The 15,564-nt window shown below is 71.5% G+C and carries 13 protein-coding genes; 4 read left to right on the top strand and 9 right to left on the bottom strand.

The window, feature by feature from the left end:
• The first annotated feature begins 88 nt into the window (after window positions 1–88).
• The 4 genes from lanKC to EHO50_RS29100 all read left to right on the top strand — a co-directional run bounded on the left by lanKC (window position 89) and on the right by EHO50_RS29100 (window position 6,528).
• Window positions 89–2,716: a class III lanthionine synthetase LanKC gene (gene lanKC / locus EHO50_RS29115; RefSeq protein WP_128434411.1), complete on the top strand. Its 2,628-nt coding sequence runs from the start codon at window positions 89–91 to the stop codon at window positions 2,714–2,716.
• Window positions 2,713–2,853: a SapB/AmfS family lanthipeptide gene (locus EHO50_RS46120; RefSeq protein WP_128434190.1), complete on the top strand. Its 141-nt coding sequence runs from the start codon at window positions 2,713–2,715 to the stop codon at window positions 2,851–2,853. The genes lanKC and EHO50_RS46120 overlap by 4 nt, the downstream gene beginning before the upstream one ends.
• 115 nt (window positions 2,854–2,968) lie before the next feature.
• Window positions 2,969–4,690: an ABC transporter ATP-binding protein gene (locus tag EHO50_RS29105; RefSeq protein WP_128434189.1), complete on the top strand. Its 1,722-nt coding sequence runs from the start codon at window positions 2,969–2,971 to the stop codon at window positions 4,688–4,690.
• On the top strand, window positions 4,690–6,528 hold the full coding sequence (locus EHO50_RS29100; protein WP_246101533.1) for an ATP-binding cassette domain-containing protein: 1,839 nt from the start codon (window positions 4,690–4,692) through the stop codon (window positions 6,526–6,528). Before EHO50_RS29105 ends, EHO50_RS29100 begins: the two co-directional genes overlap by 1 nt.
• A gap of 81 nt (window positions 6,529–6,609) precedes the next feature.
• On the opposite strand, the gene EHO50_RS29095 is transcribed toward EHO50_RS29100, so the two are convergent.
• From EHO50_RS29095 to EHO50_RS29055, 9 genes are all read right to left on the bottom strand, one after another.
• On the bottom strand, window positions 6,610–7,206 hold the full coding sequence (locus tag EHO50_RS29095) for a response regulator transcription factor (protein ID WP_246101531.1): 597 nt from the start codon (window positions 7,204–7,206) through the stop codon (window positions 6,610–6,612).
• Window positions 7,207–7,315: 109 nt separating this feature from the next.
• Window positions 7,316–7,825, bottom strand: coding sequence for an O-acetyl-ADP-ribose deacetylase (locus EHO50_RS29090; protein WP_128434186.1), 510 nt, complete (start codon window positions 7,823–7,825; stop codon window positions 7,316–7,318).
• A gap of 41 nt (window positions 7,826–7,866) precedes the next feature.
• On the bottom strand, window positions 7,867–9,051 hold the full coding sequence (locus tag EHO50_RS29085) for a cytochrome P450 (protein ID WP_128434185.1): 1,185 nt from the start codon (window positions 9,049–9,051) through the stop codon (window positions 7,867–7,869).
• On the bottom strand, window positions 9,048–10,514 hold the full coding sequence (locus EHO50_RS29080; RefSeq protein WP_128434184.1) for an alkaline phosphatase family protein: 1,467 nt from the start codon (window positions 10,512–10,514) through the stop codon (window positions 9,048–9,050). Before EHO50_RS29080 ends, EHO50_RS29085 begins: the two co-directional genes overlap by 4 nt.
• Entirely contained in the window at window positions 10,511–11,668 is a 1,158-nt protein-coding gene (gene eboE, locus EHO50_RS29075; protein ID WP_128434183.1) for a metabolite traffic protein EboE, read from the bottom strand. The genes EHO50_RS29080 and eboE overlap by 4 nt, the downstream gene beginning before the upstream one ends.
• 7 nt (window positions 11,669–11,675) lie before the next feature.
• Window positions 11,676–12,530 carry a TatD family hydrolase gene (locus tag EHO50_RS29070; protein ID WP_128434182.1) on the bottom strand — a complete coding sequence of 285 codons (855 nt, stop codon included), beginning with the start codon at window positions 12,528–12,530 and terminating at the stop codon, window positions 11,676–11,678.
• Window positions 12,531–12,532: 2 nt separating this feature from the next.
• Entirely contained in the window at window positions 12,533–13,210 is a 678-nt protein-coding gene (locus EHO50_RS29065; protein WP_181449712.1) for an EboA domain-containing protein, read from the bottom strand.
• Window positions 13,211–13,270: 60 nt separating this feature from the next.
• Window positions 13,271–14,131: a sugar phosphate isomerase/epimerase family protein gene (locus tag EHO50_RS29060; RefSeq protein ID WP_128434181.1), complete on the bottom strand. Its 861-nt coding sequence runs from the start codon at window positions 14,129–14,131 to the stop codon at window positions 13,271–13,273.
• A gap of 35 nt (window positions 14,132–14,166) precedes the next feature.
• A complete protein-coding gene (locus tag EHO50_RS29055; protein WP_128434180.1) occupies window positions 14,167–15,423 on the bottom strand; it encodes a UbiA family prenyltransferase in 1,257 nt (418 codons plus the stop codon).
• Window positions 15,424–15,564 lie beyond the last annotated feature (141 nt).

Genomic DNA, 15,564 nt, shown 5'->3' with positions numbered 1-15,564 from the left:
CTGAGCTCCGAAAACGGTCCTCGGACCACCGGAGCAGTTGTCTGTCCACGGGCCCGCGAGCCCATGAGCAGAGAATGTGGTGACCCCCGTGGATGTGCGCTACGAGGCCTACTGCCTCATGGACCCGGACTTCTACGACACGCCTGCTCGTGCGAAGGGTGGCAGTGACGACTTCGAGCTGGCCCTGTGTCCGGCTCCGGACGGGTGGGTGCGGTCGGATCTGGACAGCTGGGTGGTTCTCACTCCCAAGGGTGTGGACCTCCCCCTACAGGGCTGGAAGATCCACGTATCGGCGTGCCTCGACGACGCGCGGAACACCCTCACCGCCGTGTGGGACTACTGCGTCCCCCGCCGGGTCGCCTTCAAGTTTCTTCCGAGCGAGGACAACCTCCTCCTCTCCAACGCGAAGTACGCCCCCCGTGAAGCCAGCGGCAAGTTCGTGACGATCTATCCGGCGGACGAGGCCCAGCTCGAGGCGGTCCTCCACGAGCTGGGCTCCGTCCTGGCCGGCCGGCCAGGCCCGTACGTCCTCAGTGATCTGCGCTGGGGATCCGGTCCGCTGTACGTCAGGTACGGCGGGTTCGCCCTCCGGACCTGTGTGTCCCCCGACGGGGAGCTGGTGCCGGCGATCGAGGACGCGTCCGGCCGGCTCGTGCCCGATGTGCGCGGACCCGCGTTCCGGGTGCCGGACTGGGTGACGCTGCCCGCCTTCCTCGAACCCCACCTCACCGCACGCAACAGCACGACCGTCGCCGACCTGCCCTACCGCATCGAGAGCGCCCTGCACTTCTCCAACGGGGGTGGCCTCTACACCGGTCAGGACACACGGACGGGGCAGCGGGTCGTGCTCAAGGAGGCCCGGCCGTACGCGGGGCTCACCCTGGACTGCGCGGACGCGGTCACCAGGCAACGCCGCGAGCGGGAAGCCCTCGAACGACTGCGCGGGCTCGACTGCGTGCCCGCTCTGCTCGACCACTTCGTCCTGGGGGAACATCACTTCCTGGTCGAGGAGTTCGTCGACGGGCCGACGCTCAACAGCCTGTTCGTCGAGCGATGTCCCCTGGTCCTTCCTGAAGCCGAGGACATGGACACCGCGGCCTACACGTCGTGGGCCCTCGACATGCTGGACAAGGTCGAGCGCGCCGTCGACGCCGTGCACGGCAGGGGCATGATCGTCGGCGATCTCCATGCCGACAACATGCTGGTCCGCCCCGACGGCCGGGTGGTGCTGATCGACTTCGAGGGCGCGGCGGACGTGTCCGACCAGGGGGACCAGCGCCTCGCCGCCCCCGGCTTCGTGGTCCCCAGTGGCCGGACCGGTATCGACATCGACCGCTACGCACTGGCCTGTCTGCGCTTCTTCCTGTTCTTGCCGCTCACCAGCCTGTTCCCGCTCGACGCGAGAAAGGCCCGGCAGTTCGCCGACGAGATCCCCCGGACCTTCCCGGTTCCCCGCGGATTCTTCGACGACGCGGTGCGAGTGATCGCCGGGGAAGGCGCCGGCACACGGACAGCCTCCGGCACGCAGGTGTGGCTGGAACCGGACCGCCGGGGCTGGATACGCACACGCGAGTCCATGACCGCGGCCATCCTGGCATCCGCCACACCGGACCGTGACGACCGGCTCTTCCCGGGTGATGTCGAGCAGTTCGCCACACCGGGCGGGGGCCTGGGCCTCGCGCACGGTGCGGCGGGCGTGCTGTACGCGCTGGACGCGGTCGGTGCCGGCCGCTACCCGGACCACGACGAATGGCTCGTACGGCATGCCCTGCACCCCGAGCCCGGAATGCGCCTCGGCTTCTACGACGGCCTCCACGGCATCGCCTACGTGCTCGACCGCCTCGGTCACCGCGACGTGGCGATGAAGGTCCTCGACATGGCTCTGGGCGAGCAGTGGCAGCAGCTGGGACCCGACCTCTACGGAGGCCTGGCGGGTATCGGCCTGAACCTCCAGCACTTCGCCGCGGCCACCGGTGACCCCGCGCTGCGTGACGCGGCCTTCTCGGTGGCGGGCATCGTCGCCGACCGGCTCGGATCGGCGGACGACGACAGCGGGAGCCCGTACGCCGGACTGCTGCGCGGCGCGACCGGGCCCGCCCTGATGTTCCTGCGGCTGCACGAGTACACCGGCGACCCGGCGTTCCTCGACCTGGCCGACCGGGCGCTCCGTCAGGACCTGCGCCACTGCGTCGTCCGTCAGGGCGGGGCCATGGAAGTCGACGAGGGCTGGCGGACCCTGCCGTATCTGGCGGTCGGCAGCGCGGGTATCGGCCTCGTGCTCGACGACTACGTCGCCCACCGCGAGGACGCCTTGTTCCACGAGGCCGCCGCCGACGCGATCCGCCAGGCGGCCACGGCCCGGTTCTTCATCCAGTCGGGGCTCTTCCAGGGGCTGGCCGGGATGATCCTGTGTCTCAGCCGGCCGTATCCTCCGGGCACGGCCGCACAGCGGGACCCGGTGGTCGCCGAGCACATACGCCGCCTGTCACGACACGCGCTCACCTACCAGGGCCACTTGGCCTTCCCCGGCGATCAGCTGATGCGCCTCTCCACCGACCTGGCCACCGGCAGCGCGGGCGTCCTGCTCGCCGTGGGCTCCGCGCTGCACGACAGCCCCGTGCGACTGCCGTTCCTCGCTCCCAGCGAGCGACGCGCCGCGCCGCACGGCCACACACCCCCGTCCCCACGAGGTCAGGGAGGAGGTGAACCACCATGACACTCCTCGAACTGCAGGCAATCGATCCGACTGTCGCCTACGGCAGCAAGCCTCCGAAGAGGCACAGCAACCTCAGCGTTGCGCTGTGCAATGGAGGGGCGAGCACCCTGAGCATCGCGCTCTGCAGCGGCAAGTAGGTGTCCGGCGCGGGGGCGCCTTGTGCGCCCCCGCCATAACCGTCCTCTTCGATCCCGTACGACGTCGATTCCGCACGACTTCCACCCGTCATAACCGGGACGACCGGGAGGTGCCATGAGCCTTGGCGCGGCGGACCGCCTGCTGCTGGCGTCAGCCCGGCGGGGCGGTGTCTGGGTGGGCGTCACGGTGGTCACCTCGTTGCTGCTCACCGGCGCCGGCCTCGCACTGCCGGCCGTCATGGGCCGCACCCTTGACGCCGTCCTCAGTGAGGGCGACTCGGCGCGCTGGCTCGCTTTCACCGGAGTGCTGATCTTCGTCCTGGTGGCCGTCGACGCCGTGGACGATCTCGTCGGGCAGATCGCCGAGGCCCGGTCGACCGCCTGGCTGCGGCACACACTGCTGGGGCACGTGCTGGCGCTGGGCACCCGGGCCACCCGCAGGTTCACGCCGGGCGACCTGGTCAGCCGTCTGGTCGGCAACGCCGCCCGGACCGGGAACAGCGCGTCGAGCCTGGTGTGGATCGTCATGGGCCTGGTCCCACCGCTCGGCGCGATCGTCGCCCTGGCGTTCATCGACTACTGGCTGTGTCTCACCTTCCTGGCCGGGATGCCGATCGTGGTGCTCCTGGTGCGCGCCTTCCTCCGCGACATCTCCGACGCCAACGAGGGCTACTTCCGCGTGCAGGGCACCATCGCCGCACGGCTCGTCGACGCCCTGGGCGGAATCCGGACGATCACCGCGGCCCGGACCGTCGACCGCGAGGCGCACCGTGTCCTCGCGCCCCTTCCCGAGCTGCGTCGGCACGGACTGAGCGCGTGGGACGCGATCGCACGGATCTCGGCGCGCGGAGAACTGGTGGTCCCCCTGCTGGTGGTCGCCGTCCTGGCAGTGGCCGGACTGGGGCTCACCCAGGGCCGGATCACACCCGGCGACGTGCTCGCGGCGAGCGAGTACGTCGTCATGGCGGCCGGCATCGGCGGCGTGCTGTCGTCGCTCAGCCAGCTGGCCCAGGCCCGTACGACAGCGGGGCGGATCGCCGAGGTGATCGCCGAACCACCCATGGCGTACGGCCGGGAGCGCCTTGCCGAAGGCCCCGGAAGGCTGGAGTTCCGGCACGTGACCGTCCAGGGGACGGACGGCCCCGTGCTCCAGGACCTCAGCCTGATCGTCCCGGGCGGCGCCCTCGTCGCCGTCGTGGGCCGTTCCGGGGCCGGCAAGTCGCTGCTGGCCGCGCTGGCGGGGCGTCTCGTCGACCCGGACGAGGGTGAGGTGCTGCTCGACGGCGTGCCGCTGCGCTGCCTCGGCCGCGAGGAGCTCAGGCAGGCGGTGGCGTACGGCTTCGAACGCCCGGTGCTGCTCGGGGAGACCTTCGCCGACGCCATCGGGTTCGGCCCGCGGACCCCCTCCGCGGAAGTACTCGTGGCGCAGGCCAGGGCGGCCCGTGCCGACGCGTTCATCCGCCACATGCCCGCCGGATACGCGAGCCGCGTAGCCGACACACCGATCTCCGGCGGCGAGGCGCAGCGGGTCGGGCTGGCCCGCGCTTTCGTCCAGGCCGGGCGGGTGCTCGTGCTCGACGACGTGGCCGCCAGCCTGGACACCGTGACCGAGCACCACATCAGCCAGGTCCTGACCAGTGCGCTCGCCGCCCGCACGCGGATCGTCGTGGCGCACCGGGCCTCCATGGCGGCACGGGCGGACATCGTGGTCTGGCTGGCCGACGGCGCGGTCCGGGGGCGGGGACCGCATCGGGCGCTGTGGGCGGATCCCGAGTACCGTGCCACGTTCCAGCCGTTCAGCCTTGCCGCCGCCGAGATGGTGGGGGGCGCACGGTGATGCGGCGGTCCGTGCAGATCCTGCGCTCCTCGCTCAGCCGTCGGCGTCGGGAATACCGCCGACTCGTGGCCTGGTCACTGGTGCAGGCCGCGCCCGCCTTTCTCTCCGGGTGGATCGTGGCCCGCGCCGTCGACCGCGGGTTCCTGGCCGACCGGCCCGGCATCGGCTTCCTCTGGCTGGGCGCGCTGGCGGGCGCCTTCCTCGTCGGAGCCTGGGGCACCCGGCACGCCGTGCTGGGGCTGGCCTCACTCATCGAACCGTTCCGGGACGAGCTGGTCACGCTCGTGACCACGGGCACGCTGCACCGGTCCGCCCGGCTGGGCGAGCCGGCCGACACCGCGGGCGTGGCACGGCTCACCGAGCATGTGGAGCGGGCCCGGGACGCCTACGGCGCGATCGTGCTGTTCGTCCAGGGCTTCCTGGTCACCGCCGGGGGCGTGCTGCTGGGTCTGGCCGGCCTCGACCCGGTGCTGCTCGCCCTCGTCGTGCCGCCGCTCCTGATCGGCCTCGCCCTGTTCGCCGCGGCGCTGCGGGCGATGGCCGCACGGCAGCGGGAGGTCATCCTGGCGGACGAGCGCATCGCCGAGTCCGCGAGCGCCCTGACCGGCGGGCTGCGGGACGTGGTGGCCTGCGGCGCCGAGGACCGGGTACGCGCCGAGACGGGTGCGCAGGTCGACGCCGCGGCCCGGGCGACCGTGTCGCTGGCGCGGCTCACCGCGGTACGGACCGCCGCTTTGGGCATCAGCGGCTGGGTGCCCCTCCTGCTGATCCTGATCGCGGCGCCCTGGCTGGTGCGGAGCGGGGTGACGACGGGAGCGATCCTGGGGGCGGTGACCTATGTGTCGCAGGGCCTCCAGCCCGCCCTGCAGGGCTTTGTCCAGGGGCTTGGCAGCAGCGGGCTGTGGCTCCTGGTCACCGTCGGCCGGATGGCCGAGATCGCGGTGGACCCCGACGAACCCGAGGCGACGGCACCCGAGGCCGCCGAGGCGGGGACCGGCGCGGCGACGGGGCGTACTCCGGTACGGCCCGGGGGTGCACGCGTGGAGGCCCGCGGTCTCACCTTCGGTTACGCACAGTCCGCGGAGCCGGTGATCCGCGACCTGGATCTCGTCCTGCGCCCGGGCGAGCACCTCGCCGTGGTGGGACCGAGCGGCGCCGGGAAGTCCACCCTGGCCGCGCTGCTCGCGGGGGTGCTCGAACCGCAGGCGGGGCAGGTGCGCCTCGACGACGCGCCGGTCCTCGCGCTGGGTGGCGGCGACGACCTGGCCCGGCACCGCGTGCTGATCCCGCAGGAGGCGTACGTCTTCGCCGGCACCCTGGAGGAGAACCTCACCTACCTGGCGCCGGGCGCCGCCCCGGCGGACGTGCAGGCGGCGGTCCGTGCCGTGGGCGCGGCACCGCTCGTGGAGCGGCTGGGCGGCTACGACGCGCCGGTGGACCCGCGAGACCTCTCGGCCGGGGAGCGCCAGCTCGTCGCCCTGGCCCGCGCCCTGCTCCCGGCACCACGACTGGCCCTGCTGGACGAGGCCACCTGTCATCTCGATCCGGTCGCCGAAGCGGTCGCCGAGGAGGCCTTCACCCGCCGCCCGGGCACCCTGGTCGTCGTCGCCCACCGCATCAGTTCGGCACTGCGGGCCGACCGGATCCTCGTCATCGACGGTACGCGGGTCGCCCTCGGCACCCACGCGGAGTTGCTCGCCGGCTCCGCTCTCTACCGTGACCTGGTCGGCCACTGGGGCGCTGCGAACGCCTCTGCGCCAACGGTCGGGGCGATGACACGTGCGGGACGGGTACGGGATGCGGTCCGTGTCCTCCTGCGGCTCACCGCTCACCGTTGAACGCTCGCCGCTCACCGTTGAACGCTCACCGTTGAACGCTCACCGCTCAGCTTTGAACGCTCGCCGCTCGCCTCCGAACGGTCACACCCAGCCCGACTCCCTGGCGATCCGGATCGCGTCGATCCGATTACGTCCGCCCGTCTTCCTGGTGATCGCCGACAAATGGTTGCGGACCGTGGCCACGGACAGGGACAACCGCTCGGCGATCTCCCGGGTGGGCGTGCCGTCGGCGGTCATTCTCAGGATTTCCACGTCCCGCGGGGTCAGCGGGTTCTCTCCGGCGTCGAGCGCGACCAGTGCGAACTCGGGGTCGATGAACCGCTGCCCCCTGACCAGCTTGCGGACGCCGTGGACCAAGCGGTCCGCCGGCGCGTTGGTGCTGATGACCCCGGCAGCGTGCAGGTCGAGGATGCGGCGGAGCCGCTCGGGTGTCGTCGAGGCCATCAGCAGCAGCATCCGGCAGTCCGGCAGCCGCACCCTCAGCTCACGGTGCGCGGCGAGTTCCTCGCCCTCCTTGGAGTCGACGTCGATCACCAGCACGTCGGGGCGGCACATCAGTGCCCGCGCGATCACCTGCCCGTTGCCTTCGACTTCGGCGACGACTTCGATGTCCTCTTCGCGAGACAGGAGGGCGGCGACCGCTCCCCTCATGAGGCGGGCTTTCCCGATCAGAAGCACGCGGATCAATGTCGCTCCCACCTGGCGCTACGCGGCCTGCCGAGACACCTCACCCTGCGTGCCGCACTCTCCAGACGCCTTCGGAGCCAATTATCCGGCCGCTCCGCGATCAGCGCACGTGCCCGGCGAACGCCTCGTACGCCCGCTCGTCGAAGAGCACGAACCGGACCTCCTCGACCGCCGTGTGCGCTGCCCGCACCGTCTCCACCGCGATCCGGGCACCGTCGTCGATCGGCCAGCCGTAGACGCCGGTGGAGATCGCCGGGAACGCGACCGTCCTGGCGCCCAGTTCGTCGGCCACCCGCAGCGACTCCCGGTAGCAGGAGGCCAGCAGCTGCGAGCGGTCCTCGGTGGACGACCAGACCGGGCCCACCGTGTGGATCACATACCGCGCGTCCAGATCCCCCGCCGTCGTCGCGACCGCCTGCCCCGTGGGCAGGCCCTTGCCGTACTGGGAAGCGCGCAGCTTGCGGCACTCGTCGAGGATCGCGGGGCCGCCGCGGCGGTGGATCGCGCCGTCGACTCCTCCCCCACCGAGGAGGGAGGAGTTCGCGGCGTTGACGATCGCGTCGACGCTCTCTCGCGTGATGTCGCCCTGAACGAGCCTGATGGTGGTCATGACTGCCTCTATAGCAGCCCTGACCACCGGTGGCCGGTTCTTTACCAGCCGACAGGTAGCGAGCGCACCCCGTGGACCGTGCTCGTGGAGAGGGCCAGCGACTCCGGCGGGGCCGTCATCCGCAGGGACGGGAGCCTGCGGAACAGGGTGGACAGGCCCAGGCGGAGTTCGGTGCGGGCGAGTGACTGTCCGAGGCACTGGTGCAGTCCGTGCCCGAAGGCGAGGTGGCCGCCGGCGTCGCGGCGGACGTCGAGGGTGTCGGGGTCGGCGTACACGGACGGGTCGCGGTTGGCGGCCTGCAACGCCACCACCACGCCGTCTCCCGCGCGGATGCGGACTCCGGACAGGTCGACGTCCTCCGTGGCGATCCGCCGTATGCCGGAGTGGATGACGGTCAGATGGCGCAGGAGTTCCTCCACCGCCCCCGGCCACAGGGAGTCGTCGGCCCGCAGGGCCTCCAGTTGGGCCGGGTTCCGCAGCAGGGCGATCACGGCCAGCGGGAACATGTTCGCCGTCGTCTCGTGGCCCGCCAGGAGGAGCAGGGAGACCATGCCGGTGGCCTCGTCGAGCGTGGCCTCGCCGGTCGCGACGCGCTCCGTGGCCAGGCGGGAGACGAGGTCGTCGGCGGGGTCGTGCGTACGGCGCTCGATCAGGGCGCGCAGATAGCCGTAGAGCGCTATGCGGGCCGACATCGCCTCGGCCGGGTCGCCGGCGACGCTGGTGAGGGCGTTGGACTTCGCGCGGAAGAAGCCGTGGTCCTCGTAGGGGACGCCGAGCAGTTCGCAGATGGCGAGGGTGGGCAGGGGCAGTGCGTACGAGGCGACCAGGTCCGCCTGTGTCGCGTCGCCGTCCGTCATCGCGTCCAGCAGGTCGTCGCAGATCCGCTGGACGGCGCCCTCCATCTGCTCGACGCGCCGGAAGGTGAAGTCGGGGATCAGCATGCGGCGCAGCCGGGTGTGGTCCGGCGGGTCCATCTGGTGGAAGAGGCCGGGGGCTTGGGGCGGCGCTCCGGGGCGGGTGTGGGGGAAGTCCGGGTGGTTGGCGTCCGCGCTGAAGCGGGGGTCGGCCAGGACCGTGCGGGCGTCCTCGTGACCGGTGATCAGCCAGGGGCTGTTGTCGCCCCAGATCGTCACCCGGCGGATCGGCTCCTCGGACTGCCACTTGGCGTATTCGGGGGCCGGGTCGAGCAGGGGGCGGATCGTGGGCAGCGGCGGGTGGGTCGTCACTTCTTCGTGCCTTCCATTGCGTCGGGCGTCTCGTGCAGGCCCGCGAGGTCCAGCAGCAGGGACTTGACCTCCGTGGCCGCGTACGCCTCCTTCGCCGGTGCCGACTCCGGCGAGGGCTGCGAACACAGCAGTACGGGGCCGTGGTCGGGGTCGGCGGGCAGGCGGCCGTGGCTGCCGCGGACGCCGGAGGGGTCGAGGGGGACGGTCTTGAGGCGGTAACGGAAGCCGAGCTTCTTGCGGGCGACCTGGCCGACGGCGCGCAGCTTCACCGCGGGGACGGTCTCGTCGTAGAGGAGCTCGGCGGGGTCGTAGCCGGGCTTGCGGTGGATCTCGACCTGGCGGGCGAAGTCGGGGGCGCGCTCGTCGTCCAGCCAGTAGTAGTACGTGAACCAGGCGTCCGGGTCGGCGAGTGCGACGAGTTCGCCGGAGCGCTCGTGGTCCAGGCCGTGGGCGGCCTTGCCGTCGGCGTCCAGCACCTGCTCCACGCCGTCGAGTTCGGCGACGAGCTTGGCGACCGTGTCGACGTCGGCCGGGTCGCGGACGTACACGTGGGCGACCTGGTGGTCGGCGACCGCGAAGGCGCGTGACGTCCACGGGTCGAGGTACTCCATGCCGTCCTGCGTGTAGACCTCCAGCAGCCCTGCCCGACGCAGGGCGCGGTTGATGTCGACCGGGCGGGAGACGGGTGTGATGCCGTACTCGCTGAGCGCGACGACGGTGGCGCCCTCGCTCAGGAAGTGGTCGATCAACGGGCGCAGGGCGTCGTCGAGTTGGCGGGCTGCGCGGATGGTTTCCGGCGAGTCCGGGCCGGAGCGCTGGGGCTCGTAGTCCATCTGCGGGATGTAGACGAGTGTGAGGTCGGGACGGTGTTCGTCGAAGATCTGCCGGGAGGCGGCCAGGATCCACTGGGTGGAGGGCATGCCCGCGTTCGGGCCCCAGTAGGTGAAGAGGGGGAACGGGCCCAGCCGGTCGATGAGTTCGTCGTGCAGGGACGGCGGCCAGGTGTAGCAGTCGGGTTCTTTGCGGCCGTCGGAGTAGTAGACGGGGCGCGGGGTGACCGTCCAATCGACGTCGGCACCCATCGCGTACCACCAGCAGATGTTGGCGACCTTGTAGTCGGGGTTGGTCTTCCGGGCCGTCTCCCAGATCTTTTCGCCGCCGACGAGCGCGTTGTGCTGGCGCCACAGCATGACTTCGCCGAGGTCGCGGAAGTACCAGCCGTTCGCCACCGCGCCGTGCGTGGACGGGGGTTCGCCGGTGAGGAGGGTGGACTGGACGGTGCAGGTGACGGCGGGGAGCACGGTGTCGAGGCGGGCCTGGAAGCCGCGTTCGCCGAGGGCGGCGACGGCCGGCATGTGCTTCAGGAGGTTCGGGGTGAGGCCGACTATGTCGAGGACGACGACGCGGTTCACCGGGTCGGTCACTGGGTCGGTCACTTCGTCGGTCACTTCGTCGGTCGTCATGACGGGTCCTCCTTGAGGCCGAGGCCGGTCAACCGGTCGCGGGCCCAGGCGAGTTCGGCGGCGATACCGCCGGGCAGGTCGGTGGGCGGTTCGGGGAGGACGGACCAGGTGTAGGTCTCGACCTCGATGTGGTCGCAGTGGGCCGCGGCCCCGCCCAGCAGTCCGGCGAGGACCTGGTCGAGCTGGCCGGCGGTGGTACGCAGCGGGGGTTCGGGCTCGGTGTGCAGCGGGGCGTGGAAGTGGACGCGCCAGGGGCCGCCGTCGGCGGGAAGCTCGCCGTCGAGGGCGTCCGGGAGGTCGTCCACGCCGAGGACGTCACCGTCGCTCGTCGTCCGGGTCTGGTGCAGGAACCGGGGTTCGGCGAGCCGGTGCAGGGCCGCGCGGGCGGCGGGGTCGGCCGGGTTCGCGGCCTCCACGGCGCAGGACGCCTGGAGCTTGACCACGGGCATCCCGGCTTCCGCGAGCCGGCGCAGCGCCTCGCCCGGCTGCTCGAACTGGACGGCGAGATGGCAGGCGTCGAGGCAGATGCCGAGCCGGTCGGGGTCCAGTCCGCCCAGTTCCCGTACCGCCTGCGTGGTGGTCTCGACGACGCACCCGGGTTCCGGTTCGAAGCCGACGCGGATACGGCGACCCGTCCACGCCTCCAGCGCGGCGAGCCCGGTGGTCAGCCGCTCCAGGGCGTGCCGGGCCTCCTCGGCGCAGGCGGGCGTCCACGGGGTGCGCCACGCGAGCGGCAGCGTGGAGACGCTCCCGTGGTCGACGTCGTCCGGGAGGAGGGCTGCGAGGACACGGGCGCAGTCCAGGGTGTACTTCAGCCGGGCCTCGTCGGCCCAGTCGGGCTCGTACACGTCCTTCTTGACGACCTCACGGTGGAATCCGGCGTAGGGGAAGGCGTTGAGGGTGACGGTCTCCAGGCCGCGCACCCGCAGTTCGGCCTTCAGACGCGTCAACGCGCCCTCGTCGTCGGCGAGTTCGGTGACGACAGGGTGCGCCAGCCACAGCCCGATGCCGAGCCGGTCGGTCCCGAGCCGTTCGCGCACAGGCTCGGCGTAGGCGGCGAGCTGGGCGATCACGCCCTGGAGGTCCTCCGCCTGGTGGACGTTGCTGCAGTATCCGAGGTGGACGGTGGTGCCGTCCGGGTGCAGAAAGCGCATGGGATGCTCACGCTCCCCCGCGACGTATCGAGTTGCCGCGGAAGGTGGCCTCCTCGTCGGGCTTGGGCTCCTCCAGCTCCAGCCGCCCGCTCTGGCCGTAGAAGGCGACCGGGTTGCGCCACAGCACCTCGTCGACGGCGTCGTCGTCGAACCCGGCGGCGAGCATGGCATCGGCGGTCTTCCGGGTCTTCAGCGGATCGGAACGACCCCAGTCCGCGGCCGAGTTGACCAGCACCCGCCCGGTCCCGTGCTCCTTGAGGATTTCGACCATCCGGTCCTCGCTCATCTTGGTCTTCGGGTAGATCGAGAACCCGGCCCAGCAGCCGCTGTCGAGGACCATGCCGACGGTGAGCTCGTTGAGGTGGTCGAGGACGACCAGTTCGGGGGCGATGCCCGACTCCCGGACGACGTCCAGGGTGCGGCGGGTACCGGCCGCCTTGTCGCGGTGCGGGGTGTGTACGAGGGCGGGCAGTTCGTGCTCGATGGCGAGCTGGAGCTGACGGGCGAGCGCCTCGTCCTCCTCCGGGGTCATCGAGTCGTAGCCGATCTCACCGACGGCGACGACCCGGTCCTTGGCGAGATAGCGGTCCAGTTCGTCGAGGACCGGGAGGCAGCGGGGGTCGTTGGCCTCCTTCGGGTTGAGCGCGATCGTGCAGAAGTGCTGGATGCCGAACTGGGCGGCGCGGTACGGCTCCCAGCCCAGCAGCCCGTCGAAGTAGTCGTAGAAGCTCTCGGGCGAGGTGCGGGGCTGGCCCAGCCAGAAGGCGGGCTCGACGACGGCACGCACCCCGGCGGCGTACATCGCCTCGTAGTCGTCGGTCGTCCGGGAGGTCATATGGATGTGGGGGTCGAAGATGCGCACGGTCAGCCCTCTTCCTTGAGTGCGTGCTGAAGTTCTGCTCGGCCGCCGACGACGTCCGGGAAGGCGCGGACGACGGGCAGGATGTCTTCGGGTACGTCCCGTCCCGCGACGATCCGCTCATGGGCGAAGTCGGCGAGCATACGGGCCAGTTCGCGGTCTGCTCGGGTGCCGAGGCCGGTGACGCGGTCCAGCGGGATCTCGTAGAAGACGCACTTCAGTACGGCCTGGCGGTACTCGGCGTCCGGGAGGTGCGCGGCGGCGTACGGGCCGAGGGCGGCCTCGATCAGGGTGGTGTCGTTGCCGCGCAGCGTCTCCCGTACCAGGGCCAGGGCGAGGTCGCCCAGGTCGAGCAGCGGCAGGGCGCGCAGGACGGCGCGTTGTTCCGCAGGGTCGCCGTGGCGGTGGAGGCGGGTGACCTCGTCGGCGAGGGCCTGGCCGCGCAGGGGCAGTGCAGTGAGCAGGACGGCCCGGGCGGCTTCGTCGACGGTCCAGTAGGAGTCGAGGCGCCCGTGTCCGCAGCGCCTTCGGACAGCGGGGAACAGACGCCGCACGGCGGCGGGTTCGGCGGCGACCTCGGCGACACTGCCCTCCAGCCAGGTACGGGCCGTGTCGTCCAGTGCGGCGATCAGGCCGGGTTGGGGGTCCGGCGGAGTGGAGAGGGAGGCGGTCGTAACAGCCATGGGGGAACAACTTCCGAAGAGGTGGGAGGAGTTGAGCCAGAAAGAAGGGCTGGGCGGTGTCTACTGACGCGCTGCGGTCGGTACGGCCGCGCGCAGGAACTCGATCGAGCGGCGGGCGACGTCGGGCGCGTCGAGCGAGCCGCCCTGGATCTCGACGGAGACCAGACCGCGGTGCCCGAGGTCACGCAAGGCAGCCAGTACGGGCGGGAAGTCGATCTCGCCGGCGCCGAATTCGAGGTGCTGGTGTATGCCGCGCCGCATGTCCTCGATCTGCACGTTGCGCAGGAGCGGCGCCGCCTGGCGCACGCAGTCGAGCAGGGAACGTTTCTCCACGCAGTGCGCATGGCCGATGTCCAGGGTGATTCCGAACAGCTCGTGCCCGTCGACCAGTTGGGCGAGGTGCAGGCAGCGCTCCACCGTGTCGACGAACATGTACGGCTCCGGCTCGAACGCCAGCGCCACCCCGTACTTCTCCGCCGTCTCCAGGACGGTCTCCACCCCGGCCGCGAGCCGCTTCCACACGTCCCGCTCCGGCAGCCCGTCCGGCGCCGGGCCGCTGCACAAATGAACGGTGGGCGAGCCGAGGTCGGCCGCGATGCGCAGGGCGCGGCACAGCAGGTCGACCCTGAGCTCGGAGCCGTCCGACATCAGCGTGGGCAGGTGCTTGCCCCAGGGGTCGAGGAAGTACGGCGCGCCGGTCTCCACCGTCACGTCCAGCCCGTGCCGCGCCAGTTGCCGGGCGAGGGCGGTCACGCGCCGGGGCAGGTCGTCGGCGTACGGGTCGAGGTGGCCGTGGTCGAGGGTGAGGGCGACACCGTCGTAGCCGAGATCGGCGAGGACGACCAGGACGTCGGTCAGCCGGTGCTGGGTGAAGCCGTTGGTGCCGTAGCCGAACTTGAGATCGGTGGGGGGAGGTCTCATGGTGCCGGTTCCTCACACGGAGGGTGTGGTGGGTCTCAGGTGGGCGATATGCGCCGGGCCAGCCGTCGCGCGAGGGGATGAACGACGCCGAGCGCCGCGGCAACACCCGCAGCCCCGCCACGCGCCGTCAACGCCGCCTGCAGCGGCATCAGCCCAAGAATCCCGGCCCCTACGGCCCGCCGCACGTTCTCCCCCGACGGCTCCCGCACGGCACGGACTTGAGCGGCCCCATAGGTACCGAGGTAGGCGAGAGCACCGACGACGGTGACAGCGGTGCGGATCTTCACCGGGGAGGTGGCGGTGAGGGCGGTGCGGAACTTCGCCGGGCCGGTCGCGGTGAGGCCGGTGCCGAGCTTCACCGGGGCGGTCGCGGTGAGGGCGGTGCCGAGCTTCACCGGGGCGGTCGCGGTGAGGGCGGTGCCGAGCTTCACCGGGGCGGTCGCGGTGATGGCGGTGGCGAGCTTCACCGGGGCGGTCGCGGTGATGGCGGTGGCGAGCTTCTTCGAAGGAGCGGTGCCGCCAACGCCCCTAAGGGGCGCGGGGAACTGCGCGACCAGCCACGACGGCGCAGCAGACGCCAGACGACCGTTCGCGGCACTTCCTGCGGCGGCTCGGGCGACAGGAACGGCCGTCGCGACCGCCGTCGCCGCAGACACCGCAAGAGTCGCAGCCGGAACCCGCGCCGGCGCCCCGCCGATCTCATACCGACTGAGCGCCATCAACGTACCGGTATGCACCCCGACCAACCCGGCAGGCACCGCGGCACGCCGCAGCGCACCCCCGACCGACTCCGCACCGACCCCAGGCACAACCGCTCCGGCCAGCACGTCCAGAACCCGGGCCCCCGCCATGGCGACTGAACCCACCGGCGTGGACTTGAGCTTCAGGTCGTACGCCCAGACCAGCCCAGCCAACGGAAGCGCGGTGCCCACACTGCGCCGACCCCCCGCGACCGCGGCGAGACCGATCCCCGCCACGGTCAGCGACCCAGCCACGGCAAGCGCCACACGGCGCGGAACACGCCCCGAGGGCACAGGCCGTTCCGGCCTCTCGACGGAGTCAACCGTCGCGTCGGCGTAGTCGTTGAGGGCCATGCCGGCCCAGTAGAGGCACACGGAGGAACCGATCACTCCGAGGGTACGGGCGCCCAGCGGACGTCCAGCAGCGGCCGCTCCCGCCATCACGTCACCGGGGACACTCAACGCGGCCGGCGCTCTGACGAGCAGGGCGAGGTCGGTGAGGCGCACGGCAGACCGGGATCCGAAGCGGACAACCGCTTTCCGATCTTTCATGGCCGCACCTTACTCGCGGCTGTTGACCATTCAGGTGCCTACCCCCCGGTTAAGAGGAGTGACAAAGAAGACACAGATTTCTCTTACCGTGAGGCCCGAACTACCGGTAAACGTGGACCGTTTGAGCAGCCTCACGGCTCC

The sequence above is a fragment of the Streptomyces cyaneus genome, from assembly GCF_004028635.1.
In the GTDB taxonomy this organism is placed as follows: Bacteria; Actinomycetota; Actinomycetes; order Streptomycetales; family Streptomycetaceae; genus Streptomyces; species Streptomyces cyaneus.
The sequence above is the reverse complement of the archived record's forward strand: the minus strand, read 5'-3'. Positions and strand labels throughout refer to the sequence as shown.